The following is a 26,567-nucleotide window of genomic DNA, read 5'->3' on the forward strand; positions in this document are numbered from 1 at the left end:
GGGCGGAGGCGGGGCATGCCCCGCCTCTTACACCACATCTCTGCACGCTACCCAATCCGAATCGATTGGTCTTAAATACTTTCCAGATGATATGTTACTGCTCAAACCACAGTACTCATATTTGCCATTTTTTGCCCACAGGGTCTATTCGAGGATAGTTTTCTGCGCCTCCAGCCCACCTCATGGCCGCCAAAACCCATTCAGCAACAGCTACCGCACATTTTGACCTCAGCCAAACACCACTCACGGAGCTGTACTCCGCTATCGCCGAACCAAAATCAGAGTCGAGTCCCTTAAAAATCAAAATAACGTACCCTCATTTCAATGAACTCCGACAAGAACGGCATTTACATGAGCACCGTCACGCATCAATACGCCCTCATCGGGGGTACGCTATTCCAATTCAAGAAAACCGTCGCCCATGTATCGGAGCCGCACAGCCAAATCGTCATCTGCGGCAACGGTCCAGACATCCGTTACGCAACACCGGAAGAATGGGAGAAAGCTGGCGAATCTTTCGATAGACGGGCACAGGTCGAGGGAATCGTCACCAGTGCGAGCCCAGCGCGCGACAAACTGGAACTCTTTCGCAATCTCTTTACTGGCCGCAAAGATGTTTACGCTCATGGGTACCGCAGAAAAGACGGGGGAATCGGCTATACACCCGCCTGCGCAAATGAGTGGAAGGCAGGCATTTGCCCCAAAGTAAATCGTCAGAAAACCAAATGCGCGGAATGCGGCAACCGTATCTTCCCCGAGCTGAGCGATGCCGCGATCATCGCCCATTTCAAAGGCAACGACGACAGGCTCCGAGACGTCATAGGTCAATACGTTCTCGATAGTGACAGCAACACAAAAGTCCTGGTCATCGACTTTGACGGAGCCGATTGGAAAGAAGCGACAAACGCCATTCGGCTTGTCGCAAAAAACCATGGAATCGATGCTGCAGTCGAGCGATCGAGATCAGGCAACGGCGCACATGTCTGGTTTTTCTTCCTAGAGCTCACCAGCGCAAAGATCGCACGAGAATTTGGAAGCAGCCTTATCACCGAAGCGGCGGCGCTCAACAAGACAATCACCTTTGAAGCTTTTGACCGGATGCTGCCCGCGCAGTCCACCATTCCTGAGGGCGGCTTCGGAAATCTCATAGCACTGCCTTTTCAAGGAAAAGCGCAGCGAAAAGGGAACAGTGTATTTGTTGACGAGCAATTTGAGCCCTTTCCCGATCAATGGCTTTACCTTTCGCAAATACAGCTGATTCCACATGCAACGGTGCAAAATCTGATCGAAAGCATCGACAATAAACCGCATGGAATATCAGCTGCAGTGGCGGGAAACACCGCCGCGCCACATTCTCAGAGGCCGCGAAAGCGGCTTCCGCTCACGCCGCAGGACTTCCCGTCATCGCTACCCGTCACGCAAGCCGATATGCTCTACATAACCGAAAAATCTCTGAGCCCGGCCACCCAGATGGAGGTTCGCAGGCTTGCAACATTTGCCAACCCGGAATTCTTCCGTGCCCAATCAATGCACCAATCAGTATTTGGCAAACCGCGGTACATAGACCTCAGCGAACTTAGAGATGGCTGCGTTGCGATTCCCAGAGGCTGTAAAGCTCAACTCGAGCGGCTGCTTCAAGAAGCCGGCGCTTCTGCTCACTATTCAGACAAGCGCATGTCGGGCAATCCTATTGTGATGACATTTAAAGGGGCTCTTCGCCCTGAACAGCAAATTGCCGCCGAACAGATGCTCAACTATGAAGACGGGATCATGTCCGCGCCGACGGGTTTCGGGAAAACCGTCATTGGAGCCTATCTTATTGCTGCCATCGGTCTTCCAACGCTTGTCATCGTTCCCAAGACTGCGCTCATTGCCCAATGGAAATCCCAGCTCGAACGGTTTATCGACATTACGGATAACAGAAAGCCAGTTCGAACCCCAAAAGGACGAATCAGTAAAAGGCAGCCTCCGCTCATTGGCCAAATCGGAGGAGGCAAAACCGCCATAAGCCATCTCATCGACATTGCTTCATTCCAGTCTTTGTCCAGCAAGGACCCCCAGACCGGAGAACCAATAGCCAAGGAGTTCGTTCGTGATTACGGCCTCATCATCTGTGATGAATGTCACCATGCAGCCGCGCCACAGCTTGAGCTCGTCCTCAAATCCGCTCCAGCCAAATATGTATACGGCCTTTCCGCGACGCCCGAACGCTCGGACGGACTCACGCGAGCACTCTCAATGCTCTGCGGCCCGCTTCGCCATGTCATTGATCCAAAAACGCAAGCAATCCAACAGGGAATTCAGCGCGTTGTTAGGCCGCGTTTTACCGGAGTTCGACTACCCGCCTACGAACCAGGGGCGTCCTTTAATCAAGTTCTCGATCTCCTGTGTGCGCACACAGCGAGAAACGAAGCAATTGTCGACGATGCCCTCGAGACCGCGTCAAACGGTCGACATCCGCTTGTGCTATCCAAAAGGAAAAAACATGCCGAAGAGCTATGCAGGCTACTTCAAAGCCGTGGACACGAACCCATACTCTTAACCGGAGAAATCGACGCCAAAGAAAGAAAAGCAATACTGAAGAGTCTTCCCAGCTTTGAGCATGAGCATCGAATCATCGTCGCAACTGAAAGTCTTCTGGGCGAGGGCTTCGACCTGTCTTACCTTGACACTTTGCTCATTGCCACTCCAATATCTTGGGACGGCAGCATAACGCAGCAGGCAGGTAGGCTACACAGAAGCCACGAGGGCAAACAGCGGGTTGAGATATTCGACTATGTTGACCTGTCGATACCCATGTTCGCGCGCATGTACCAAAAGAGGCTCAAGACCTACGCCAAGCTGGGATATAAAGTCTTTGCGGCAAACGACAACAGACAGGACGATCGAAATATCCTCGTTAGGTCGGCAAGAGCCGTGGAGGCTTTAGCGAATGACATCGAGAACGCATCGAAAAGCATTTTTATTGCCGCACCCTACGCGTCCGCCGCATGCCTTGAAAAGCTCGCCGCTGCACTCGCGGATGCCGCTACCCGTGGAATTGCCCTTGAGATTTCTATTGCTTCAACTCCACGCGATGACGTGAAAGCGATTTTTGCCGAGATGAACGTCAACTATCTCATCAAAGCCGAAGGACGCCTGTGCGCATCAGTGATTGACGAGGAAACTGTCTGGTACGGAGCTATTCCGTTGCTGGCTTTCCCAAAGAAAGAAGACTGCAGCATTCGTTTCAAAAGCAGCGAAGTCGCAGCCGAGCTTTTGAGCGAAATTCAGCGAAAAGTGGAACCGGAGGCCGCGGCGACGAACGGGGTACCCCCAGCAGTTGCGGTTAAATAGGGACTGTTTTTGGCTTATTAGCCGCCAATCAATCCCTATTCCACCGCAACTTAGAAATCGGCGATCAGCCCAGCGGACCCTGAAACAGTTCCTGATGAGTGCCCATTCTCACCAGCCTAATCACTGGGTTAGTCTTATGGGGAAGATAAAGAACGACCACATCGACCAAGCCATCGGATAGGTGGAAATCGATGTGGCCGTTGTAGTTTCCGCCCGGGTTTGAGAGCTCGTGGGCGCCATACTCCGCCGGAAGTGACCCATGAGCCACAAGCTCTGCAACCGCCGCTTTAAACTCACTTTTTAGCTGCGGATGCATGCGCATCGTTCGTTTGTAGTCCACCTTAAATTGAGCCTCGACTTTAATCTCGAACATCGCTATTCCTCATCGAGGAATGACATAAGCTCATCAGCGTTATTGAATGACAGGCTATCGTCCGGCAAAATCCCCAGCTCATGAGCCTCGGCGATCACCATGGCGCGCCTCGTCACCTCGTTGGGCACCTCCGCCCTTCCTACAATCTCAAAAGGAATCTTTCGCTGATTTACCAGCTGCCGAACAGCAAGGTTGAGATACGAATTGAGACTCAGACCAACCGTATCCAAGAACTCAGTCGCCTGTTCCTTGAGCCCCTCTTCGATGCGAACCGTCGTAGGCTTAACCGTTGCAGTAGACATACGCGACCTCCTCGCCTCGTCTTTTGCATCAGTATACCCAGTTTAGATGGCATACTGATGTTAAATAGCATCAGTATGCCGTTCACATTACTATAACAACAGTCACAGCACCCTACATCAGCCCGCTCAGGGCAATGTCGACGGCCTCGTTGAGGTCGTCGGTGATGTGCACAAGCTCCGGATCGAGCGGGCTGATCATGCCGGCATCCATCACCGGGCCGTTGAGCCAGTCGAATAGGCCCTGCCAGTACTCGGTGCCCACCAGCACGAGCGGCATGCGCTTGACCTTGTGCGTCTGCACCAGCGTGAGAACCTCGAACATCTCGTCGAGCGTGCCAAAGCCGCCGGGAAATACGATGGCGCCCGAGCTGTACTTAACGAACATGGTTTTGCGCACAAAGAAGTAGCGGAAGTCCATGCCGAGGTTCACGTATTTATTGAGCCCCTGCTCGTGCGGCAATTCAATGCCTAGGCCAACTGACTTGCCGTTGACACTCGCCGCTCCCCTGTTGGCCGCTTCCATGATGCCGGGGCCGCCACCGGTGATGACCGCCACGCCACGTTGCGCGATCTTGCGCCCGACGGTACGCGCCGCCTTGTAGAGCGGATCGGTCTTGGGCGTACGGGCGCTGCCAAAGATGGTCACCGCAGGGCCGAGCTCGGCAAGTGCACCAAAGCCATCGACAAACTCTGCCTGAATGCGCAGCACACGCCAGGGGTCGGCGTGCAGCCAATCGGTCGAATCTTCGGGCGCCAGCAGGTTGGCGTAGGTGTTGTCCTTAGGAATCATGGGGCCGCGCATGACCACGGGGCCGCGGCGGTACGTCTCGTCGTAGGCAGGCTCGCCCTCGACATTCTCGTTCTTAATCATGGGTACTCCTATCGAGAAAAAGAAAAACGGGCGGGGTCGACGCCATGCGCCAAACACCCGCCCGAACATCAACTATTCGGTATGGTACCCACGATGCATCAAGTGCTTGCAAGCTATCGGTCATCGGTCGCGCAGACGGTGTTAGCGAACGTGATGACCGGCCGGCGCTCGCCCCTTGCCGTTGCCTGCGCTCTGCAAGCGCCCGCGCCGCTCTTAGTAGTCCACCGCCGCGGGGCTGTTCATCCAGTCGCTCACGAACGCTCCGTAACGGCCCTCGATAATGGCCTGGCGGGCCCGCTGCATAAGGTTGAGCAGGTAGTAGATGTTGTGCATCGACAGCAGAATGCCGCCGAGCATCTCCTTCTGCGTGACCATGTGACGGATGAGCGCACGGCTGTAACCGCCCGTGCACACCGGGCAGGTGCAGGTGGGATCGATGGGACCGTCGTCGTGCGCAAAGCGCGCGTTGCGGAAGTTGAGGCGACCCTCGCTCGAAAACGCGGTACCCATGCGGCCAGTGCGCGTCGGCAGCACGCAGTCGAACATGTCGATGCCCACGCCAACGCCGCGCACGAGCGTGGTAGGGTTGCCGACGCCCATGAGGTAGCGCGGCTTGTGCTTAGGCATGTACTCGGAAACCAGCGGCGCCAGCGTCTCGAACATGGTCTCATGGTCCTCGCCCACCGAGTAGCCGCCGATGCCGTAGCCGGGGAAGTCGCCGCACTCCTCCAGGTGGCGCAGCGATCGCAGGCGCAGATCCAGATGCATGCCACCCTGAACGATGCCAAAAAGTGCCTGGTCATCACGGGTATGAGCCTTGTAGCAGCGCTCGGCCCACATACTCGACAGCTCCACGGCGCGCTCGACATAGGCACGCGTGGCAGGATAGCCGGGGCATTGGTCGAGCTGCATGCAGATGTCGGAGCCGAGCTTCATGGCGATTTCCATGTTGTCCTCGGGCGTCCAGAACACGTGGCGGCCGTCGTAATCGTTGACGATAAAGCGCACGCCCTCGTCGGTGAGCTTGACGGCGTCGTTGTGGCTGAAGACCTGGAAACCGCCCGAGTCGGTGAGGATGGGGCCGTGCCAGTTCATGAACTTGTGCAGTCCGCCCAGCTCGGCGATGGTGTCCTCGCCGGGACGCATGGACAGGTGATAGGTATTGGCAAGCACGATCTGGGCACCGAGCTGCTTGACGGTCTCGGTGGGAATACCCTTGACGTTTGCCTTGGTGCCCACGGGCATAAAGATCGGCGTCTCGATGTCGCCGTGCGGGGTATGCAGCACGCCGGCGCGCGCGTGCGTGGTCGGGTCCTCGGCGATCAGGTCGAATTTAAAAAGGTTCTGGTCCATAAACTGGAACTCCTTGGTTGCGGTTCATACGCAAACCATTATACGGGCAACCCGCAAGAAGCACCGACTCGACAGAAACTGGTGCGAGGAGGATACGGCAGGGACACGGCAAATGAGCGTGGATTTTTGGACGCTTACCGGATGAGCGTGGATAATCTCCCACTTTTGCCCAAAGCACAGCCCAAAAACGGGAGATTATCCACTTTCATTCTGCGGGCACTCATTTAAGTACGTCCCCGATGAGTGGAGCTATTTACCAGCCACGGCAACGCCGATATTTTGGCAACGTCAGCGAGCGGGTCGCATTTGAGACAAGGTGCCGTGAAATGAAAGGGCGCTGACCTTCTGGTCGCGCCCTTGAAATTGAACGGCAGATTGTCCAAATGCGGCCCGCACAGCGTCGGCCGGTCCGCCGTTCGGTAGAACGGCGGAACCCCTAAGGACGCTGGCCCATGCCACCCTCGAGGGTGACGGTCTCGCCGTTCATATACTTAAAGTCGGGACCGCAGAGCTGAACGACAACGCGGCCGATTTCCTTCTCGACGTCGCCGTAGTGGCCAGCCGGCGGCATGTGGACGTTGGCCTTGAACGCCTCAGGATAGGCATCCTGGAAGTTCTCGAGCGCAGCGGTCCAAGCAAGCGGGCAAACGATATTAACGTTGATGCCGTCCTTGCCCCACTCGTTGGCAGCGACGCGGGTCAGACCGCGGATGCCCTCCTTGGCAGCGGCGTAGCTGCACTGGCCATAGTTGCCAAACAGGCCGGCGCCCGAAGCAAAGTTGACCACGGAGCCCTTGGTCTCCTTCAGGTGCGGGTAGGCCTTCTGCATGTACAGGTAGGTGGCATACAGACCGGAGTAAATGGCGAGGTTGAACTGGTCCATGGTGTGATCGGCGATCGTCACGCCCGAGGCGCTGGCCTGAGCGTTGTTGACTACGGCGTCGATGCGGCCGAACTCCTCAATGGCCTTGTCGATGACGTTCTGGACGACAGCCTCGTTGTCCTGACTAGCCGAAACATCGGCCTGAACAGGCAGAACCTTGACACCGTACTCGGCCTCGAGGGATTCCTTGGCGGCCTCGAGCTTGGCAACGTTGCGACCGGTAATGACGAGGTTTGCGCCCTCCTTGGCAAAAGCGATATCGATACCGTAGCCGATGGAGCCAGCGGAGCCGTCCTTGAGCGTGGCCTTGCCACCGCCGGTGACGATCACGGTCTTACCAGTGAAAAGTCCCATATAAAGTCCTTTCAAATCGCGACGGGCCTGCCCGTCGACTGCGCGCATCCAACTTCACGCGCCAAAAGCTGAAATGCAACTTTAGCGGGTTCAAGTGAAAAATAAAGCCCATGGCAGGCGAACGGCGCAACGTCTTTCGGCGAAGGGATTGTCAAGTTAAAACTGGATAAAGTGGGCGAGTTTTTGCTATCGACGCGAGCCATCGAACACGTTTTGAAACTTTGCTGCGGCGCGCGGGAAGTCGGCGCGAGACTTTATCATAGGGTGACAAACAACGATGAGGAGCACATACCTATGACAGACGAGCTGGACCCCCAGACTCAACAGCATATTGATGATTCCGCAGACGTCACTGCAGATGCCGACGCTGTGACCTGCGATGATATTGACCTCGACGACCCCATCTTGGACGAAAGCGCTACGGCGGAAACCCCTGGCGCCGAAGATGCAGACGAGCAAAACGACGATGCGCCCGCTCAGGACGACGACCCCGTACAGGATGCCGCTCCGCAAGCTGCGGGCCCCATCGAGGTTTCTTCGGAAGAAGAGCTCGACGCCGTCATGGACTCCATGATGGATGCCGTCAAAGCGATGAAAGACGCCGTGGCCGACGCTGACGTTGACGCCGAGGAAGAGGAGGCCGCCGAGGCAGCCTCGACCTTCGTACCCGGCGAGACTCCGGTTGCCGACCAGGGCAGCACCATGCCCTCGTTTCTGCAGCTCGAGCATCCCACGATTGGCGCCGATGCGGTCGACCCGCACGCAGCAGGCTTTTCTGTGATCGAGGGCGGTACCGGCAATATCGTCGTGCCGCAGGCTGCCGATGCGGACGCTGCCGACACCGCTCGCCCGACCGCCCCGCACTCCTCCGCCGCGAGCCGCGATCTGGGGACCGCTGTCTCGAACACTGCGAACGCCGTGGGCACCTTTATCGCCCAGGGCGCCTCGGCCATGCGCGAGATGAACGCCGCGAAAAAGGCACTTGCCGATGCCCGCGCCCACCTGGCCGAACTTGAGCAGCGCATTGCCGATCAGGCCGAGGAACTCGAGACGCGCCAGGATATCGCAGGCCGCTACGACCAGATCGTCGCCGACCAGCGCCAGGCGATTGCCACGGCCCAAAAGACTGCAGCGGCCGCCGAGATTGACCGTGATGCCCACGCCTCCAAAGCGACAAAGCTCAAGGGTCAGCTCGAACAAATGAAGACAGAGGATGACGCGACTGAGCTCCGTCTGAAGGCCACGCTCGATGCCGTGGAGGCCCGCGAGGCGAGCTCGCGCGAGACCGGCAACCGCCTCGTTCGACGTCTTGAGGATTCCAAGCGCATCCGCGACAAGGTGAAGGCAGAGCGAGACACCGGCATTGCCGCCGCACAACAAACCGTCGACGCCACGCGCGCCCAGCTCGAGACACTGCGTCATGAGTATGCCGAGCTGCAACGCAATCCCTCGGCAAATCCCGCCAACTATACGGTGCGCACCAGCGAGCTCTCGATGCAGATTTCCGACACGGCAGATGCCCTGCGTAAAGCCGAAGAAGATGTCCCGCGCATCACCGCCGACCTTGAGCATTCACTTGCCGCAGCCGAGCAGGCCGTCGAGCAGGCTCAAGCCCCTATCGCCGACGCAAAACGCGCGCACCAAGCCGTGACGACCGAAGCCGATGCCGCGCGCGACGAGTTGCAGACGGCGAAGACTGCCGCCGCGACTCGTCAGCGCGAACTGCGCGAGAAGATCGCCGCGGAGGACAAGGCACGCCGCGACCAGGAGCAGACCATCGCCAACGCCCAAGCAGATGCCGCACATGCACAGTCGATCATCGAACAGGCGACCGAGGTGCACGACCACCCAGAGATCACTGAGTCGCTTGCAGGATCCTTGGCCCGAGACAAAGCCGAACACGCCGAAACCGAGCGCGAAGTGGCCCAGCTCGAGGCTACCGAGGATGACGTACGAGAGCGCACCCGCGACTCACGCATCAAATTCACCGGCGCCATCGTCTGCATCGTCGCCGCAATCCTGGCGATCATCCTAGTCTGGCTGTTCGCAAGCAAGTAGTCATTGGGGACGTTCTTAAACGACTAGTCAAACAAGAACGTCCCCAACGACTAGCCCAATGACGAGAGTGGATAATCTCCCACTTTGAGCCCCCAAGCAGGCCAAAAACGGGAGATTATCCACTCTCATTCTGCAGGCACTCATTTAAGTACGTCCCCAATGAGTACCTGCCGATGCTTTGGCAAAGTCAGCGAAAACACCCCTAAGCGAGCAAGGTGACGTGAAAGAGGAGGGCATTGACCTTCTGGTCATGCCCGACGATTGAACGTCAGATTGCCGCTTAGGGGCGTTTGCAGCGTCAACTGGTTACGCGGTTCGTAGAACCGCGTAACTAACAAATGAGCATTGCGTCGCCAAAGCTGAAGAAGCGGTAGCGCTCCTCTATGGCGGCGGCGTAGGCATCCATGATCTGGTCGCGGGAGGCAAGCGCGCTCACGAGCATCATGAGCGTAGAGCGCGGCACGTGAAAATTCGTGATCAGCGCGTCGACCACGTGATAGGTCGAGCCGGGCATGAGGTAGAGCTGCGTCGTCGCGTTCTCGCGCACCACGATGTCACCGCGGCCGAGCGTGTCGGCGCCGTCCTCACGACCCTCAAAATAGCGCGCCGTCACGGCCGGATCGGACACCGGCGCGTCCGCGTCAAAGGCGCTTTCGAGCGAACGAACGGCGGTGGTGCCGACGGCGATCACGCGGTGTCCCTCGGCCTTCGCCTTATGCACGGCGTCGACAACCTCCTGCGACACGTGGTAGCGCTCGGTGTGCATGACGTGCTGCGTAGGGTCGTCCTCCTCCACCAAGCGGAAGGTATCGATGCCCACCTCGAGCTCGACGGCGGCAAACTTCGCACCCTTGGCCTCGATAGCGGCCATAAGCTCGGGCGTAAAATGCAGACCCGCCGTAGGAGCGGCAGCCGAGTGCTCCTCCTTCATGGCGTAGACGGTCTGGTACTTCTCGGGATCGCCCTCGTAATCGGTAATGTAAGGCGGCAGCGGCACGTGGCCGGCAGCATGGATGGCCTCGTCGAGCGTGCGCGGGTCACCGGCGGCATTGCAACCGGCCGGCTCAAAACGCACCAGACGACCGCCGCGGCTATCGGTGACAAAGTCGATGACCTCGGCCATCAGCACCACGGGAGCCCCCTCGGGCGCATGGGCGCCACCGGCGCGATACTCAATCTGGGCACCGGGCTTCAGGCGCTTGCCCGGCTTGACCAAGCACTCCCAAACATGGCCCAGCGGGTCAACATCCTCGCGGCGCTTGAGCAGCAGCGTCTCGACCACGCCACCCGAGCCCGATTTGCGACCGATCAGGCGGGCCGGCATCACGCGCGTCTTGTTGATGACGAGCACGTCGCCCGGCTCGATATAGTCGATGATGTCGCGGAAGATGCGGTGCTCGACGGTGCCGCCATGCTCCAGCGGCGTTCCTGCCTGGGAGCCTTTGCGATCCACCACCAGCAGGCGGCAGGAGTCACGCGGCTCGGCAGGAGCCTGGGCAATCAGTTCCTCAGGAAGGTTATAGTCAAAATCATCGGTACGCATAGACACGTCGGATTCTCCTTATATAGCTAAAGTCCGCTCTACATCCTAGCAGGCTAACGCCCCAAATGAACTACTTTTTGGCGGCTTTACGCTCATCGCGGATGCGGGCGCGGTCCATGGCCGCCTCGACGGCCGAGAAGCGGCAACCACAGTAGTTCTGCCGATACATGCCAAGCTCGCGCGAACGACGCGTGGCCTCGGGGTAATACGGGCGAAAATCGCGAATGACCGGGGTGAGCCCATGTGCCGCTGCCAAGCGCTCAAGCACGTCATTACAGGTATCGAACAGCTGATACGGCGAGACGGCGAGCGTCGTACCCACAAACTCAAACCCGTGCTCCTGGGCCACGCGGCACGCCTCGGCCAGGCGCAGGGCATAGCACGCGCGACAACGACGGGGTCGATCGGCGCCCAGCGGGGCCACGCCGGTCTCCCAACGCTCGCGGTCCTCCCCGGCCTCAATGAGCTCGATGCCGCCGTCGGCACACCACCGGCGCAGCTCGTCCAGGCGGCGCTGCCATTCATCGCGCGGCTGAATATTGGGGTTGGTCCAGCAGATCGTGGGTTCAAACCCCTCCTCGCGCAGCAGGCGAACCGGCTCAAGCGAGCATGGTGCACAGCACGCATGCAGCAACAACGACTTCATCGACATCTCCTCACCCAAAAAAGCGCACGCCAAAGGACGTGTCCTCGCAGGCGGCAATGCGGCGGTCGCGCAGGATCGTCCGCACGTAATACCAGTCGCCCGTGCATCCCGAAAGGTGCAAACCAGCCGCCAGGTAGCACAGCAGCGGATACCCAGAAAACGCAAATCCCAGGGCAAACGCCGCCGTCACAACAACCGTCGGCGCCAGGCAAACCGCCATATACCGCCGGCGCGAATACACAACGCCCTCGGCGCAGGCATAGATCATCGCCGTCTCACGATTCGCGCCAAAGGTCACATGCGCGCCCGCAGGCGCCAGCAGCTTAAAAAACACCGCATGCACCAGCTCGTGCACGGCAAACGACGCCATTGAGACCGCAGCCAAGCCGACTATCCAGCCCAAGACCGCCGTCCAGCCGCCCGCGTCAGCCGCATCCAAGTCTGCAGGCCCGCCCAGCAGCATAAACACCGGCACCAGGCACACGGCAAACACGCCGACTACGACCATCCCCCACACAAAGCAGGCGTGCAGAAAATCCTCGTCCTCAAACGCATGTATGTTGGAAATCTCATTCATAGCATCTTAGGATAGCGCCCCTGCCACGTACCCGTCCGCATGTGCGATAATGTCGAACGATATGCACGAATTGACCACCGCGCCGCCGAACCCCGTGCCCGGCTGCGCTCTTACAATATGCGAAGGAGTCCCATGGCATCCAAATACTCCATGAACGACCGTCCCAGCTGGCCTCGCCGCGCCATCGTTACCGCCGGCGAGCCCTACGGCAACAAGGGCCTTCACTTTGGCCACGTTGGCGGCGTCTTTGTCCCGGCCGACTTCTTCGCCCGCTTCCTGCGCGACCGCCTGGGCCGCGAAAACGTCATCTTCACCTCGGGCACCGACTGCTACGGCTCGCCCATCATGGAGAGCTACCGCAAGCTCAAGGAGAACGAAGGCTACGATAAGTCCATCGGCGAGTATGTCGAGTCCAATCACTCCCGCCAGGCCGCGACCCTCAACAACTACAACATCAGCTGCGATATCTACGGCGGCTCGGGCCTTGAGCCGGCGGCCCAGATCCACAACGAGGTGACTGCCGAGATTATCGAGCGCCTGCACGAGCAGGGCACCATCTCCAAGCGCTCCACGCTGCAGTTCTACGACGCCAAGGCCGGCACATTCCTCAACGGCCGCCAGGTCATCGGCCGCTGCCCCATCCAGGGCTGCAAGTCCGAGAAGGCTTATGCCGACGAGTGCGATCTGGGCCACCAGTTTGAGCCCGAGGAGCTCATCGCGCCCAAAAGCCAGCTCACCGGCGAGGTGCCCGAGTTGCGTCCGGTCGACAATCTCTACTTTGACCTGCCGGCCTACCTCGACTTCATGAAAACCTACACCGCCAAGCTCGCCCAGAACCCGCAGGTTCGCTCCGTGGTCTCCAAGACCATGGAGGAGTGGCTGCTGCCGGCTCAGCTCTACATCCAGAACAAGTTCCGCGAGGCCTTCGATGCCGTCGAGGACCAGCTCCCCGAGCACACCGTGCTGGAGCCCGAGGGCAACAAGAGCAGCTTTACCGTCACCTTCCCCAGCTGGAAAGAGCGCGACGACGCCCACGCGGTGCTCGCCAACGGCGGCGTGCGCTTCCGCAGCGGCAAGGCGCTCGTGCCCTTCCGCATCACCGGCAACATCGACTGGGGCGTTCCGGTGCCCGAGGTCGATGGCGTCTCCGACGTCACCTGCTGGTGCTGGCCCGAGAGCCTGTGGGCGCCCATCAGCTACACCCGCACCGTACTCGCCCGCGACGCCCGCGCCGCCGGCGTGACCGAGGGTGTCGCCGCCCAGGACGCCGCCCTCATGGGCAAGCCCGCCGCCGATTCCACGCAGGTCCCCGCACCCACCTACCAGCACAGCTCGCTCGATTGGCGCGACTGGTGGTGCTCTGACGACGCGCAGATCTATCAGTTCATCGGTCAGGACAACATCTATTTCTACTGCATCGCGCAGACCGCCATGTGGGAGGCCCTGGGCTGGGACCTCACGCAGAGCACCGTCAGCGCCTGCTACCACCTGCTCTACATGGGCAAAAAGGCCAGCTCGTCCTCGCAGACGCCTCCCCCGCCGGCAGACGACCTGCTCAACCACTACACCTGCGAGCAGATGCGCGCGCACTGGCTGTCGCTCGGCCTATCCGAAAAGCCGGTGAGCTTTAGCCCCAAGGCATACGACACGCGTGTGACCGGCAAGGACAAGGACGGCAACGAGGTACGCGCCTGCGACGACAAGCGCGTTATCGACCCGGCCCTTAAGGAGAGCGCGCTGCTGACCGGCGTGTTCAACCGTCTGGCCCGCAGCTGCTTCTACGGCGTCGCCGTCAAGGAAGGCGACGAGAGCCCCTACCGCAACGGCTGCATCCCCGCCGGTGCCGCTTCTGACACCGTGGTCGAAGCCGCCCAGCAGGCAGCCCTCGCCTTTGAGCAGGCCATGTACAAGTTCGAGACGCACCGCGCGCTTGCCGTGTGCGACGACTACCTGCGCGCCGCCAACAAGCGCTGGAGCGACGCTTCCAAGGCCGCCAACAAGCTCGAAGGCAAGCCAGCAAACGCCGCGATGACGCAGGCCCTTGTCGACGCCTTTACCGAGCTGCGCGTGGCGACCGTCCTGATGCACGGTATTGTGCCGGCCGGCTGCGAGCTCATCTGCGAGTACTTCGACGTCGACCCGGTCGCTTTCTTTAGCTGGGATAACATCTTTGCCTCCACGGACGAGTTCGTGGAGATCCTGGGCGAGAAGCCCGGCGAGCACCGCGTGAAGCCGCTGCCCCCGCGCTTCGACTTCTTTAGCAAGCACGAGAGCCAGTACTAAACACTCGACATGTAATGGAATGGGAAGGAAAGACGGATGTCCAAGCCGCGTCGTCGTAAGCAGAAAAAGCAGGTCAAGGCCGAGCTCAAGCTCAGGCAGTTTGCCGCCACCGAGCTTTCCGACCAGCTTGCCGCCCTTCCCTGCGCCGCCGACCTGCCGCGCTTTATGGTCGACACGGTCGCCGGCGCCTATGCGCCCGCCGATGCCGAGCTTATGATCGAGGGCTTCGGCGCCGCGGCCACACGCCCGGTCACGCTGCGCGCCAACACGCTCAAGGCAACCGCCGAGGACATCGCCGCGGCGCTCGATGCCGCCGGCATCGCCCACCGCCCCGTCGCATGGTACCCGGACGCTTCCATCCTGCCCGAGGCCCAGGTTTCCGACCTGTGGGACCTCGACATCTACCGCGACGGCAAGATCTACTTGCAAAGTCTGTCGTCCATGATGCCGCCGTTGGTCTTGGGCGCCCAGGCCGGCGAGGACATCCTGGACATGTGCGCGGCCCCCGGCGGCAAGACGACGCAGATCGCCGCCCTCACCCAGGGCCAGGCACACCTCACCGCCTGCGAGATGAGCATTCCCCGCGCCGAGAAGCTCGAAGCCAACCTCCACCGCCAAGGCGCAAAAAACGTGCCCGTCATGCGCATCGACGCACGCGAGCTCGACGAGTTCTTCCGCTTTGACCGTATCCTGCTCGACGCTCCCTGCACCGGCACGGGCACAGTCGTCAGCGGCAACGAGAAGAGCCTGCGCGGCCTCACCGAGCAGTTGCTGAGCAGGTGCGCCCGCTCGCAGCGAGCACTTCTGGACCGCGCCATGGGAGCCCTCAAACCGGGCGGCACGCTCGTCTATTCGACTTGTTCGATTATGCCGCAGGAAAACGAGGACGCCCTGCAAGAGGCCCTCGACAAGCACATGGACTGCGAGCTTATCCCCCTCGATGGCACGCCGAGCGAAAGTGAGGCACGCCGCGCCCAGGAAGCTGGTGAGGAGCCGCGCATCGAGTCCAACGCCCTGACCGAAGCCATTGCCGCGGGTCAGGTATCGGCCATCGCCAACGGCCTGCCCGGCACGCTCACCATTCCGCCCAGCCGCGACTTTGAGGGCTTCTACATTGCCCTGATCCGAAAACGCAGTTAGCGCACGGATCCAAAACTCAACAAGCTATCTCCGTGCGCGTTTGCCCTGCTGGTCGCGATGCTGTTTAAGCATCGTGCGCTCCTTGCGTTCGGCCCTTTTGCCCTTAATGGCCGTGACCACAAAGTAGATGACCGCGGCGGCAACAATTGCGCCCACACACAGGCCAATCGAGCCAAACATTGCTGTCAATTCCATACCGCGTCACCTCTCTTTTAAACGGGACTTTCAAGATAGCACCTCGATCCCCGCCACCACAGCTCCTTCACGTTCGCCGGCCCTTCGGTCTAACGGATGGCACGGCGGGGAAAAATCAACTCGTCAAACGATTTAGCAAGTACAATGCTGCCGGCACCCTGCCGGCCGTCATCACATAGAATCGAGCCTCCATGGATACCCTCAACGACCTAAACGAGCGCGTCGACGCCTTTGTCGGCACCAGCTCCTTCGACACGTCAGTCACGGCAAACGACCAAGCCCCCATCGATGTTCCCGCCGAGGTTCACGAGGACATTGTCGCCTCGGTCGACTTCTCCGAGGTAGAACTTGCAGACGAATTTACCGAGCCCCAGGTGGCCGTAACTCCCAACGGCCTTTTGCCCATGGAGCCGCTGCCCATCGACGGGCGTCTGCGCAAGGCGGCTCTCCGCATGCCCGATGAGATCGAGGAGGCCAGCGGCTTTACGCTCTTCGGTCGTCGCATCAAGTCGCTTATCTACACCACCGACGTCGCGGTCATCCGCAACTCCAACGCCGATGCCGTCTTTGCCGTTTACCCCTTCACGCCACAGCCGGCCATTACGCAGGCGCTGTTGACCGTTGCCGAGTGCCCGGTCTTTGTAGGCGTGGGCGGCGGAACTACGACCGGTAAGCGCTCCGTACAGATGGCAGCCGTCTCCGAGATGCAGGGCGCGGCGGGCTGTGTGGTCAACTCCCCTGCCACTGCCGAAATGATCGAGCACATCACCAACATCGCCGACATCCCCGTCATCGCCACGGTCGTACGTTGCGACGACGATGCTCACGCCAAAGTGCGCGCCGGAGCCAAGATCCTCAACATCGCGGCCGGCAAGAACACGCCCCAGGTCCTGCGCGAGCTGCGCGAGCACTATCCCAACCTGCCGCTCATCGCGCCGGGCGGCAAAACGCCAGAGAGCATCCGTGAAACCATCGCCGCCGGCGCCAACGCCATCATCTGGACGCCGCCTTCGGCCCAGCAGCTACAGACCGACATGATGCAGCGTTATCGCAAGATGAAGGAAGACGCCACACCTGTCATCTCGCACGACGATGTGCCCATTATCGACCAGGTCTCCGCCGCCGAGGTCAGCCAGGTCGAGAACATGAATCCCGACGTGCCGATTCCCGACGAAGTCATCGAGCGCGTCGCTTCGATCCACGAGCGCGTCGAGGAGCATCGCGCCAACCGCGGCCTCAAGCCGTCACTGCACGGCTTCTTCTTCCGCGGAAAGAAACGCTAGCAAAACATCCTGGCCCGCCCCACACAAACGTGAGGCGGGCCGTTTTCGTTTGAGCAATCATGCAGCGATGTGATGGGGCAAACTAATCCACGCGCTTGTCGCCCATAAAGAAGAGCGCCACCGTACCAGGTCCGGTATGCGAGCCAATCAGAGTACCGATGTTATTGATCTCAATCTTGCCTTTAAGCTGCGGAATCTGTTCCTCGATCAGCGCCGCAACTGCTTCGGCATCCTCGCGGCACGCCGAGTGCGACATGATGCACTTACCCGAATAATCCGCACCGTCCTGCACGTGTGCCAACATGGTCTTAGCCATCTCGGAAATCGCGCGCTTCTTAGTGCGAATCTTCTCACGTGGCGACAGCCCACCTTCGCAATCGACCGTCATAAGCGGGCAAATCTTAAGCGCCGTGCCGATGATCGCGCTCGCAGCCGAAATGCGACCGCCGCGCAGGTAGCTCGACAGATCGGTCGAGAAGAACCAGTGGTGCAGGTTGAGCTTGTGCTCCTCGATCCAGGCAGCCGTCTCGTCGAGTGAAGCCCCGCTATCGCGCACGTCGGCGGCACATTCCGCCAGCAGGCCAAAGCCCGAAGACGCCGCCAGCGAATCGATGACGCGCACCTTGCCGCCCTGGGGATAGCGATCGGCGAGCATCTGCGCCGCAACGCAAGCCGAGCCATACGTACCCGAAATACCCGACGACAACGTCAGGTGCAGCACGTCTTTACCCTCGGCAACAAGCGGCTCCCAAAACTCCTCGTACTCACCCACGCTCACCTGAGACGTCTTGGGCATGGCGCCCGCGGATATCTGGGCAAAAAACTCGTCCGGCGTAATCGACTGATACAGATCGTCCGTATAGACAACATCGTCGATCTCGTAATGAAAACACACGACAGGGATATTGCGCGATTCAAAGAACTCCCGAGTTCGATCGGCGGCGGATTCACAGGTCAGGACAAAATCACTCATATGAGGCTCCTTACTCATTGCTGCGCAAATTATCGCACAGTGAGCCTATATACGGTACATATGTCCACTATTTACCAAATCGAACCAATAATAGCGAACATCTTTACCACCATCGTCTCCACCGACCCCACGCATAAATATCTGAGAAAACACCTTCTGTCGTCTCCACCCAACCGCCATATCTACCTCAACTAAATCGATTTACCAAACCGTTCGGCCAACAATTCGACCTCCCACCCCCAATCGAAACAAAAGCGGCGCATACTGATAAACGTTTGACGCTGTTTATCAGTTTTACCAACCCCATCGGAAGGTGTTTCATGGTCGCATTCGATCGCAATCCGCAAGACTTCAAGTATCTGCGTCTGCTGTCGAAACAATTTCCCACCGAGCAATCCGCGTTTACCGAGATCATCAATCTCTCGGCCATCCTCAACCTGCCAAAGGGCACCGAGCATTTTATGAGCGACGTGCATGGCGAGTACGAAGCCTTTATGCACATCCTCAACAACTGCTCGGGCGTCGTGCGCGAGCATGTCGACGAGATTTTTGGCGACACGCTCACCTTTGACGAAAAGGGCGAGCTGTGCACGCTCATCTACTACCCGCACGAGAAGATCGAGCTGGTCCGCAGCCAGCGCGAGGACTCGCCCACCTGGTACAAAACGATGCTTGACCAGCTCATCATGGTCGCTCGTTCGCTTTCAAGCCGCTACACCCGCTCCAAGGTTCGTAAGGCCATCCCACGCGATTACGCCTACATCATCGACGAGCTGCTACACACGCATCCGGATGAGAACAACTATCGCGTGCGCTATCACGAGCGCATCGTGGAGTCCATCCTGGAGACCGCAAGCGCCGACGACTTTATCGAGTCGCTCGCCTCGCTCATCAAGCGCCTGGCCGTCGACCACCTGCACCTGGTGGGCGACATCTTCGACCGCGGCGGCGGCGCGGCCAAGATTATGGACCGTCTGCTCACCTACCATTCACTCGACATCCAGTGGGGCAACCACGACCTGCTGTGGATGGGCGCTGCGGCCGGTGAGCCCGCCTGCATCGCCACGGTGCTGCGCAACAACCTACGCTACGACAATTACGAGATCCTGGAGAACGACTACGGCATCTCGCTGCGTGAGCTTGTCGCCTTTGCAGATGCCACCTACACCGCCGGTGAGTCCATCACCCCGCTGATCAAGGCCATCAACGTGCTGCTCTTTAAGCTCGAGGGCCAGATTATCCAGCGCCATCCCGAGTTCGACATGACCGACCGCCTGTTACTCGACAAGATCGAACACGACACCGGCACGGTCACGCTCGCCGACGGCAGCGTGTGGCCGCTCACGACCAACGACTTCCCCACCGTCGACCCGGCGGACCCCTATACGCTCACGCCCGAGGAGCAGCACATCATCGACAAGCTCGTGTCCGAGTTTGTCACCGCCGATCACCTGCATCGCCATATCGATTTCCTCTATTCCCACGGCTCGATGTACAAGGTCGCCAACGGCAACCTGCTGTTCCATGGCTGCGTGCCGCTCAACGAAGACGGCACTTTTAGCAGCATGAACTGCCTGGGCACCTGGCACGCTGGCCGCGATTATCTCGATTTTTGCGACCACATCGCCCGCCGCGCTTGGCGCGTGGGCGACCGCGACGCCCTCGACTGGATGTGGTACCTGTGGATTGGCTTTAACTCACCCGCCAGCGGACGCCTGGTGCGTACCTTTGAGCGCGCCTATATCGCCGATAAGAGCACCTGGGTCGAGCCGATGGACCCGTACTTTACGCTTACCAAGTCGCCCTCGGTCTGCGATGACATCATGCGCGAGTTTGGCGTCGCGCCCATGGCATGCTCACCGACCGGTCACATCATCAACGGCCACACGCCCGTTAAAACCACCAAGGGCGAGCAGCCCATCCGCGCCAAGGGCAAGCTGCTGGTCATCGATGGCGGCTTCTGCCGCGCTTACCATCCCAAGACGGGTATCGCCGGCTATACGCTCATCTCGAGCTCGCGCGGCTGCCGCCTCAAGTCGCACCGGGCCTTTACGACGGTTGCCGAGGCACTCACACGCAACGTGGACATCGAGAGCGAGACCAATCGTTTTGACCAAGCAGACCGTCGCCGCATGGTGAGCGACACCGATTCCGGTGTCAAGATCCGCAGCCAGATCCAGGACCTGCGCCAGCTGCTCGATGCATATAGAAACGGTGCTATCGAGGAGCGCGCCTAGCTCCACCCGTGGGGATTGGCTAAACTTGCTAAGTTTGTCATCCCCGCGGCGCTTCGGCGCCAGCTTAAGGCAGGTACCATGCAAAAGCTCCTTGCGCAGATCATGAAATTTGGCGTCGTCGGTGTCATTGCCACGGTCATCGACTTTGGCATTATGAATCTGCTCCACTACGGTCTGGGCCTCAACATCCTAATCGCCAACACCAGCGGCTTTATCATCTCACTCATCTTTAACTACCTCGCCAGCATGAAGTACGTGTTTGCGCACAAGGAGGGCATGAGCCGCCGCCGCGAGTTCATTATCTTTGTCGTGCTGTCCGTGATCGGCCTGGTACTCAACGACGCTATCGTGTTGACACTCAACGCCGGTCTGGGACTCGAGGCCAATATCGCCAAGATCTGCGCCACCGCGCTTGTCATGGTCTACAACTTTGTGACCCGAAAGATCTTCCTGGAAGGCGACGAGACCAAGTAACTCGCAACCTTACAGCTTTACGATGCCCACGGATGACGCACGTCGAGCGCTGTGTCGTTCGTGGGCTTTGCTCGTATACGGGCAAATTTTCAACGTTTGCGGATTAGCTCTTGAAAATTTGGCGAGTTCGTATAGTTCTTGGCAAGGACCTTACGTTTCCCTTGCAAAAGCTCTAAAGTATCCTCTGCTCGATTCATCAACGCATTGGATGTGATTACGTGCGCAAGGCACTGGCACAACCTCATACCAAGCAGTTCCTCAAGTTCGCTGTCGTGGGTCTTATCTCCTTTGGCATCGACTGGGGTATGCTCATTGCGCTCGTCGAGCTGTTTCACCTCGACTTTTTGATGAGCACCACGGTCTCGTTTACCACGTCCGTCGTGGTCAACTACTGGCTCAGCATGAAGTACGTGTTCGACCATCGCGAGGGCATGAGCCGCAAGCGCGAGTTCACGATCTTCACCATCCTGTCGGTGATCGGCCTGGGCCTCAACGACCTGTACATGTTTGTGGGCGTCACGTTTTTGAGCATCGGCTACCAGGCCATGAAGGCCATCGCCACGTTCCTCGTCACCTGGTACAACTACTTCAGCCGCCGCTTCTTCCTCGAGGGCGCACGGTCGTAGTCGATTCGCTATTTGCTTGAATGTATAACCGGTTGGAATTCCCATTCCAACCGGTTTTTTGTTTGCCGAGAGACCCGGCGACCCAATCCCATTCGCATGAAAAACGGGCGGCCCGGATGTCTGTCGGAACCGCCCGTCTGGCGCGCTATGTCGAAGCCTCTAGCCTGTAACGTAATACCAGACCACGTTGTCGCCGTTGGAGAGAATGTAGTTGCTGCAGGCCGTCATAGGCGTTGTGCCGTTGACGGAGTACATCCAGCCGCTCGTGCCGCCGTACTGTTTCTCGGCCAAACCACCAATCGCAGAAACATACGTGCCGTACGACGAGCCATGTGCGTTGACAGAAAGGCCCAGCGCGCACAGGGCATCGTAGACGGTAGCGCCTTCGTTAAAGGTAAAGGTGCCACCAGAAGACACAGGATTGCCCACAGCGCTCGATGTAACCGAAACCGTCACTGTTACGTAGCTGGACTCCTGCGAGCCGCTCTGGCTGCCCGAGGAGGCGTTTCCACCATTAGAGGATGAGGCTCCATCAGACGACTGGCCACCGCCCGAAGAAGCACCGCCAGACGCATTGGAAGTATCACCGGCTCCCGTATTTTGGGCAGCGGATTTGTCGCCAGACTTCTTGCCGTCCTGGTCCTCGGACTTCTTGCTATCCGAGTTCTTGTCCGATTCCTTGTTTGAAGACTCGGAATCGTCCTTGGACTTGGACTCATCAGAATGCTTGGACTCGTCTTTTGAGTCATTCGATGACTTAGAATCCTTGGAACTGGCCTCGCCCGAAGTCGTAGTCGAGCCAGACACCTTGGTGTCCTTGGTTACGACGCTCTCCCCCGTCACGGTCTGAATGATCCAGTCGATGGACCAGGCACCGCTCTCGGAAGGATGGACGAAACCCAGCGAGACGACGATCAGAATGGTGCACGCGGCAGTCAGGACGCCGAGGAGCGTCTTGCGACGAGGGGCGGACGCCGCCGAAGCGGCGCCCTGTTGCTTTGCATCGTCGAACTGAATGAACGAGGAATCTGGTTGCTTGGGGTCAGCGTCCTTGGATTTATTGGACACAGCCCTCACCTACCGACGTTTGGTGAACACGAACACGCCAACGATGGCGAGACCGATGACGCCGGCGGCAACGCCAACAATGGCGAGCGGGTTGGTGCCAGTCTCCTGCTCGGAGGCACTAGAGGACTTCTTAGCAGTGGTCGTGGAAGCAGCACCCGTATCGGACTTGGAATCGGACTTCTTGTCGGACTTGTTGTCCTTCTTGTCAGACTTCTTGTCAGACTTCTTCTCGTCCTTCTTATCGGACTTATCGGTGTCCTTCTTGTCGGACTTGTTGTCCTTGGTCTCGGTCTTGGTCGACACCGTCGTCTTGGTCGTCGGCTTATGACCCGGGGCGATAGCGCCGCCGGCCTGCTGGCCCTTCGTGCCGGAGCCGGAACCCGTGCCAGCACCGGAACCGTTGCCAGCGCCACCGTTGCCACCATTAGTGCCAGAACCGCCATTGCCGCCAGGGTTGGTGGCATTCTTGGTCCACTTGGCATACAGCGTCAGATCGGCCGTCACCGGCATACTGAAGTCATACGCCTGCGCGCAAGTCTCATCGGTGAACCAACCGCCGAAAGTGTAGCCATCGCGCGTCGGATCGGCCGGCTTGACCAGCTTGCCGTCGGCCGTAGCCACAAACTTAGTGTCGCAAGCAGACCCGCCGTTGGAATTAAAGGCAACCGTCCAAGACTCAACAGCCCCGAGCTTGAACAGCGTGCCCGAATCATTGATGTAGTAGAGGTTGCCAGAAGCATCGGCAATGACCGGAGAGTCACAGTATTGGTAATGGCCAGCCGCATCATAAATCTGCGTCGCCTCTGCGTCGCCGAGCGTATAGCGATACACGCCACCACCAGCAGAGTAGCTGACGTAATCCTTGCTATCCGCGCTGTTAACGGTGAAGTACACATAGGTCTTGCCGCCCTGAACACTCACCAGCGGAGTAGCAGCAATACCGTTGAGGCCAGCCGGCAGCGCCTTGCCGTCGGCAGCAGCGACCATCGTGGTCTTACCCGTCTTCAGGTTATAGAGAACCAGAGCAGAGCCAGTAGCCGTCTGTCCGCCGACAATCAGATTGTCACCAGACACCGCAGGGGCGCTCAGATTATTCGTAAGGCCCAGATCAACCGTCTTCTGTTCACTCAGCACGCCCTTTGCCGAAAGCGAAATCACATGGAGCATTCCGTCGTGCGTCATCTGATAGAAGGTCGAACCATTGGACGGATCGGCAATGCAATCGGCATTTGCGACAGCGCCGAGCTTCATGGTCGAAACGACATCGCCCGTCGTCTTATCAATGCACTTAAGCGTGCCCGCGCTCGTAGGAACGATGGCATACTTATCCGTCAAAGCCGCACCAGTCCAGTAATAGCCCTCGGCAGGGTCGATGTTCTGCCAAGAAACTTCGCCCGTGGCAATCTTAATGCGCGCAAAGGAGCCGTTGCCGTAGGTCGCGTTGTAATTCTCGTCATACGAAATATCGACCGAGCCTACATAGACGTACTCGCCGTCCGAAACGACGGTGCAGGAGCTCTGCGTCAAGTCCGTCAAACCAGGCGTTAGCCACTTGCAGATCAGCTTGTCAGCAGTAATCGCCTGGACCGCACCGCCGTTGAGCGGAACGATGATAAGGCCATTGGTATAGATCGGACGAGAGGTATAGCTCACCTTGGAGGCAAGCGGCGCAGAGGCAACCTTTTTGCCCGTGGACGAATCGATCTTAATGAGCTCGTTCTCGGTCGCGATGTACACAAAACCGTTAGCAATGACAGGCTCGCTGCAGTTGGCATACTGCTGACCAGACTCGGCCTTCCAATCGAAGGCCCACTTAAGACCGGCGGCCTGCGCAGGCGTCTTGGCGTCCGTAACGGACGTACCGTTGCCGCTGTTACCGTAGCCGGCCCACTCGGCATCCCAATCAGGAGTCGTCGCACTCGGGTCCACGACAATCTTGTCGGGATCGGGCATGAGCGATTTATCGGTGGTGTAGGCAAACGTAGCCTTGTCGCCGCTCTTGAGCGTGACCTGGTTGGCGCAGAGAGATGAGGGCTCTCCGTTGATAAACAGACGCCAATATTTCTTGGTCGCACCATCCCAGCCATACGGCTTGTGATCGAACGGCGAAGTAATGGAATTCAGGAACCAGTAAGCGCCGCCCTGAGAGGCCTTGTAATCGATAGACTGAGCCTTCAGAACCGCTTCGATAAGGTCCTGAGCCGTAGAGCCTTCGGGCAGAGAAACATTGCTTGCCGTGCCCCAACGCGTATCGTTCCCGTTGACATCGGGGCCGATAACATCGATAGACCCAAGAACCTGGCCAGGAAGGACATCGGCGTCAGCACCATACATAAAGGTGACGGCATCGCCCTCTTGGAGCTCGTAGTTGCCAGCCCCGACCTGGGCGAACTTGCCATTTACATAGAACTGCCAATAACTTTTGGTCGCAGGATCATACTTATAGGTCTTACCGTCGAGCGGCGATTTAATGCCGCTGAGGCACCAGCCCCAAGACTCTTCACTAGTAACGAGATCAAGACCAGTCTGCTCAAGGAGATCCTTGGCAGTAGAGCCCGCCTTGAGACTCGTCTGGCCCGTCGAGGCCCACACCTGCTGCTTGCCGTCCTTGTCCTTACCGAGGACCTGAACGGAAGCATGGACGGAATCGGACGGCAGCTGGTCGCCCCAGCCACTGTAGAACCACGTGACGGTATCGCCGGCATGGATGGTGACATTGTCCGCCGTGTAGTCGCTCGATTTGCCGTTGATGAACAGCTGCCAATAGGTCGAATAATCTTGGGGCGTACCCAGCTCAACACCGTTGTACTTAAGGCTCAGAATGAAGGAGCCCGCAACAACGGCATCGATGTCATTCGCCTCAAGCGCGACCTTTGTAAGGTCAAGTGCGTTCGAGCCGGACGTCACCACATACTGCGCGTTATCGACCCAAGTCTGAGTCTTGCCCTGGGCATCGCGACCAATGACGGTCACATTTGCGGCAACCTGGTCCTTAACGACAGGGGACGAGCTACCAGCCGTGTAGGCAAACTCAATCTTCTGCCCCTGGGTGAGCTTGACGCCGCTCGCGCCAACCGAGGAAGACGCGCCGTCGACAAACAGCTGCCAGTAGGCATAAGTCGCCGGATCGAAGGCAAGCGTGCGGCCATCGCTCGGGGACGTGATGCTTTCGAGGTAGAAACCGTATGCCGTGTTCGGATCGTATTTCGCCTTGAAGCCCACCTTCTGCTGCAGCTTAACGAAGGCGTCCGCAGCCGTCGAGCCCTCGTCGAGCTTAAGCTGCGTAGGTGCCACCCAGGTCTGAGCCTTGCCGTCGGCATCGGTGCCGATAATCGAGAACGAGACCTCGACTTGCTTCTTGGCGACATCGCCGGTTTCTGTCGGGTTCTCTGTCTGGACGGCAGCCGCGGCGGCAGATCCTGCTTGGCCAGTGGGCGCCGTCGAAGACTGCTCGCTCGTGGCAGGGCTCTCCCCCGTCGCCGAGCCTTCGTCGCCAGTTGCTGCCTCTGTTGTGGCGGCACTAGCCGCAGGCGCGCCCTCGGAATCCGAAACCTCGGCGCCGCTCTGCTCAGCGGTACCGCCCGCAAGCGCTGCGTCCTCGCCCGTTGCAGCCTGCGTCACGGCCTCGGCAATACCCTCGGCGCCCTCGGCCCACAGCTGAGCCGGCGTGGTGCCAAAGGCCATCGCGAAGGCCAGGAATGCCACCAGGCCGCGCTTGGCTACACCGCGTGCAATCGCGCCACGGCGATGCAACGAGGCGCGCTCGCGCTCGTCCTCAAACATATCCATTTGTCCCCCATTGTCTGTACTTGAAGCGTTGCCTTGAGGCTGCCCCACGTCATCGCGCATGTTGCGCTCGAGTTCCCCCATCGGGATCTCTCTTCCCTCCAGAGCCCTATGCACACCGGCAGCATACGCCGCAGCCGCATGCAAGATGGGAGGCGATCCGACTTAACCTTAACGGCTCAGGGGCGCCGTCCGATCTGCGACGC

At 59.2% G+C, this 26,567-nt stretch carries 20 protein-coding genes; 8 read left to right on the top strand and 12 right to left on the bottom strand.

Annotation, left to right across the window (positions count from 1 at the left end):
- The first annotated feature begins 351 nt into the window (after positions 1-351).
- Positions 352-3,336 carry a DEAD/DEAH box helicase family protein gene (locus tag DW796_RS07605; RefSeq protein ID WP_158567711.1) on the top strand — a complete coding sequence of 995 codons (2,985 nt, stop codon included), beginning with the start codon at positions 352-354 and terminating at the stop codon, positions 3,334-3,336.
- A gap of 64 nt (positions 3,337-3,400) precedes the next feature.
- Here DW796_RS07605 and DW796_RS07610 read toward each other — a convergent pair whose 3' ends face one another.
- From DW796_RS07610 to DW796_RS07630, 5 genes are all read right to left on the bottom strand, one after another.
- Complete coding sequence (locus DW796_RS07610) at positions 3,401-3,709, bottom strand: type II toxin-antitoxin system YafQ family toxin (RefSeq protein ID WP_055250871.1); 309 nt, start codon at positions 3,707-3,709, stop codon at positions 3,401-3,403.
- 2 nt (positions 3,710-3,711) lie between these two features.
- Entirely contained in the window at positions 3,712-4,011 is a 300-nt protein-coding gene (locus DW796_RS07615; RefSeq protein WP_118094744.1) for a type II toxin-antitoxin system RelB/DinJ family antitoxin, read from the bottom strand.
- Positions 4,012-4,123: 112 nt separating this feature from the next.
- Positions 4,124-4,882: a TIGR00730 family Rossman fold protein gene (locus tag DW796_RS07620; RefSeq protein WP_117770181.1), complete on the bottom strand. Its 759-nt coding sequence runs from the start codon at positions 4,880-4,882 to the stop codon at positions 4,124-4,126.
- A gap of 213 nt (positions 4,883-5,095) precedes the next feature.
- Complete coding sequence (gene tgt / locus DW796_RS07625; RefSeq protein ID WP_022093813.1) at positions 5,096-6,235, bottom strand: tRNA guanosine(34) transglycosylase Tgt; 1,140 nt, start codon at positions 6,233-6,235, stop codon at positions 5,096-5,098.
- 436 nt (positions 6,236-6,671) lie between these two features.
- Positions 6,672-7,472 carry an SDR family NAD(P)-dependent oxidoreductase gene (locus DW796_RS07630; protein ID WP_117839732.1) on the bottom strand — a complete coding sequence of 267 codons (801 nt, stop codon included), beginning with the start codon at positions 7,470-7,472 and terminating at the stop codon, positions 6,672-6,674.
- Positions 7,473-7,766: 294 nt separating this feature from the next.
- Here DW796_RS07630 and DW796_RS07635 point away from each other — a divergent pair, with 294 nt between their 5' ends.
- Positions 7,767-9,530, top strand: coding sequence for a hypothetical protein (locus tag DW796_RS07635; protein WP_118094745.1), 1,764 nt, complete (start codon positions 7,767-7,769; stop codon positions 9,528-9,530).
- A 331-nt stretch (positions 9,531-9,861) separates the two neighbouring features.
- Here DW796_RS07635 and queA read toward each other — a convergent pair whose 3' ends face one another.
- From queA to DW796_RS07650, 3 genes are all read right to left on the bottom strand, one after another.
- A complete protein-coding gene (gene queA, locus DW796_RS07640) occupies positions 9,862-11,073 on the bottom strand; it encodes a tRNA preQ1(34) S-adenosylmethionine ribosyltransferase-isomerase QueA (RefSeq protein ID WP_118094746.1) in 1,212 nt (403 codons plus the stop codon).
- 70 nt (positions 11,074-11,143) lie between these two features.
- Positions 11,144-11,719, bottom strand: a complete 576-nt coding sequence (locus DW796_RS07645) for an epoxyqueuosine reductase QueH (RefSeq protein ID WP_118094747.1) — start codon at positions 11,717-11,719, stop codon at positions 11,144-11,146.
- Positions 11,720-11,729: 10 nt separating this feature from the next.
- Entirely contained in the window at positions 11,730-12,296 is a 567-nt protein-coding gene (locus DW796_RS07650; RefSeq protein ID WP_118094748.1) for a DUF3267 domain-containing protein, read from the bottom strand.
- Between the two features lie 132 nt (positions 12,297-12,428).
- Here DW796_RS07650 and DW796_RS07655 point away from each other — a divergent pair, with 132 nt between their 5' ends.
- Positions 12,429-14,579 (top strand): methionine--tRNA ligase, encoded by a 2,151-nt coding sequence (locus DW796_RS07655; protein WP_118094749.1) that lies wholly within the window; start codon positions 12,429-12,431, stop codon positions 14,577-14,579.
- A gap of 36 nt (positions 14,580-14,615) precedes the next feature.
- Complete coding sequence (locus DW796_RS07660; protein ID WP_118094750.1) at positions 14,616-15,719, top strand: RsmB/NOP family class I SAM-dependent RNA methyltransferase; 1,104 nt, start codon at positions 14,616-14,618, stop codon at positions 15,717-15,719.
- A gap of 24 nt (positions 15,720-15,743) precedes the next feature.
- Here the strand turns inward: DW796_RS07660 and DW796_RS10440 are convergent, their stop codons facing one another.
- The gene (locus tag DW796_RS10440) at positions 15,744-15,914 is read right to left on the bottom strand and encodes a hypothetical protein (protein WP_158551274.1); all 171 of its coding nucleotides are present in this window, start codon (positions 15,912-15,914) and stop codon (positions 15,744-15,746) included.
- Positions 15,915-16,105: 191 nt separating this feature from the next.
- Between DW796_RS10440 and DW796_RS07665 the strand changes: the two genes are divergently transcribed.
- Positions 16,106-17,197: a hypothetical protein gene (locus DW796_RS07665; RefSeq protein ID WP_118094751.1), complete on the top strand. Its 1,092-nt coding sequence runs from the start codon at positions 16,106-16,108 to the stop codon at positions 17,195-17,197.
- A gap of 82 nt (positions 17,198-17,279) precedes the next feature.
- Here the strand turns inward: DW796_RS07665 and DW796_RS07670 are convergent, their stop codons facing one another.
- A complete protein-coding gene (locus DW796_RS07670) occupies positions 17,280-18,170 on the bottom strand; it encodes a DegV family protein (protein ID WP_118094752.1) in 891 nt (296 codons plus the stop codon).
- A gap of 320 nt (positions 18,171-18,490) precedes the next feature.
- On the opposite strand from DW796_RS07670, the gene DW796_RS07675 reads away from it, so the two are divergent.
- The 3 genes from DW796_RS07675 (at position 18,491) to DW796_RS07685 (ending at position 21,507) form a co-directional block, all read left to right on the top strand.
- Positions 18,491-20,407 carry a fructose-1,6-bisphosphatase gene (locus DW796_RS07675; protein ID WP_118094753.1) on the top strand — a complete coding sequence of 639 codons (1,917 nt, stop codon included), beginning with the start codon at positions 18,491-18,493 and terminating at the stop codon, positions 20,405-20,407.
- A 78-nt stretch (positions 20,408-20,485) separates the two neighbouring features.
- On the top strand, positions 20,486-20,881 hold the full coding sequence (locus DW796_RS07680; RefSeq protein ID WP_117776772.1) for a GtrA family protein: 396 nt from the start codon (positions 20,486-20,488) through the stop codon (positions 20,879-20,881).
- A 218-nt stretch (positions 20,882-21,099) separates the two neighbouring features.
- A complete protein-coding gene (locus DW796_RS07685; protein WP_055250894.1) occupies positions 21,100-21,507 on the top strand; it encodes a GtrA family protein in 408 nt (135 codons plus the stop codon).
- Positions 21,508-21,666: 159 nt separating this feature from the next.
- On the opposite strand, the gene DW796_RS07690 is transcribed toward DW796_RS07685, so the two are convergent.
- Both DW796_RS07690 and DW796_RS07695 read right to left on the bottom strand, forming a co-directional pair.
- Positions 21,667-22,575 (bottom strand): DUF4430 domain-containing protein, encoded by a 909-nt coding sequence (locus DW796_RS07690; RefSeq protein WP_233539706.1) that lies wholly within the window; start codon positions 22,573-22,575, stop codon positions 21,667-21,669.
- 9 nt (positions 22,576-22,584) lie between these two features.
- The gene (locus DW796_RS07695; RefSeq protein WP_158567712.1) at positions 22,585-26,364 is read right to left on the bottom strand and encodes a DUF4430 domain-containing protein; all 3,780 of its coding nucleotides are present in this window, start codon (positions 26,362-26,364) and stop codon (positions 22,585-22,587) included.
- Positions 26,365-26,567 lie beyond the last annotated feature (203 nt).

Origin of the sequence: Collinsella sp. AM31-2AC, assembly GCF_003469285.1 — a bacterium.
GTDB lineage: Bacteria > Actinomycetota > Coriobacteriia > Coriobacteriales > Coriobacteriaceae > Collinsella > Collinsella aerofaciens_AT.

Excerpts from the sequence above, each read along its gene's own strand:
- DW796_RS07695 (WP_158567712.1), bottom strand. The coding sequence starts at position 26,364 with ATGGATATGTTTGAGGACGAGCGCGAGCGCGCCTCGTTGCATCGCCGT.
- DW796_RS07680 (WP_117776772.1), top strand. The coding sequence starts at position 20,486 with ATGCAAAAGCTCCTTGCGCAGATCATGAAATTTGGCGTCGTCGGTGTC.
- DW796_RS07635 (WP_118094745.1), top strand. The coding sequence starts at position 7,767 with ATGACAGACGAGCTGGACCCCCAGACTCAACAGCATATTGATGATTCC.
- DW796_RS07665 (WP_118094751.1), top strand. The coding sequence starts at position 16,106 with ATGGATACCCTCAACGACCTAAACGAGCGCGTCGACGCCTTTGTCGGC.
- DW796_RS07660 (WP_118094750.1), top strand. The coding sequence starts at position 14,616 with ATGTCCAAGCCGCGTCGTCGTAAGCAGAAAAAGCAGGTCAAGGCCGAG.
- tgt (WP_022093813.1), bottom strand. The coding sequence starts at position 6,235 with ATGGACCAGAACCTTTTTAAATTCGACCTGATCGCCGAGGACCCGACC.
- DW796_RS07605 (WP_158567711.1), top strand. The coding sequence starts at position 352 with ATGAGCACCGTCACGCATCAATACGCCCTCATCGGGGGTACGCTATTC.
- DW796_RS07620 (WP_117770181.1), bottom strand. The coding sequence starts at position 4,882 with ATGATTAAGAACGAGAATGTCGAGGGCGAGCCTGCCTACGACGAGACG.
- DW796_RS07615 (WP_118094744.1), bottom strand. The coding sequence starts at position 4,011 with ATGTCTACTGCAACGGTTAAGCCTACGACGGTTCGCATCGAAGAGGGG.
- DW796_RS07655 (WP_118094749.1), top strand. The coding sequence starts at position 12,429 with ATGGCATCCAAATACTCCATGAACGACCGTCCCAGCTGGCCTCGCCGC.
- DW796_RS07670 (WP_118094752.1), bottom strand. The coding sequence starts at position 18,170 with ATGAGTGATTTTGTCCTGACCTGTGAATCCGCCGCCGATCGAACTCGG.
- DW796_RS07645 (WP_118094747.1), bottom strand. The coding sequence starts at position 11,719 with ATGAAGTCGTTGTTGCTGCATGCGTGCTGTGCACCATGCTCGCTTGAG.
- DW796_RS07630 (WP_117839732.1), bottom strand. The coding sequence starts at position 7,472 with ATGGGACTTTTCACTGGTAAGACCGTGATCGTCACCGGCGGTGGCAAG.
- DW796_RS07675 (WP_118094753.1), top strand. The coding sequence starts at position 18,491 with ATGGTCGCATTCGATCGCAATCCGCAAGACTTCAAGTATCTGCGTCTG.
- queA (WP_118094746.1), bottom strand. The coding sequence starts at position 11,073 with ATGCGTACCGATGATTTTGACTATAACCTTCCTGAGGAACTGATTGCC.
- DW796_RS07650 (WP_118094748.1), bottom strand. The coding sequence starts at position 12,296 with ATGAATGAGATTTCCAACATACATGCGTTTGAGGACGAGGATTTTCTG.
- DW796_RS07610 (WP_055250871.1), bottom strand. The coding sequence starts at position 3,709 with ATGTTCGAGATTAAAGTCGAGGCTCAATTTAAGGTGGACTACAAACGA.
- DW796_RS10440 (WP_158551274.1), bottom strand. The coding sequence starts at position 15,914 with ATGGAATTGACAGCAATGTTTGGCTCGATTGGCCTGTGTGTGGGCGCA.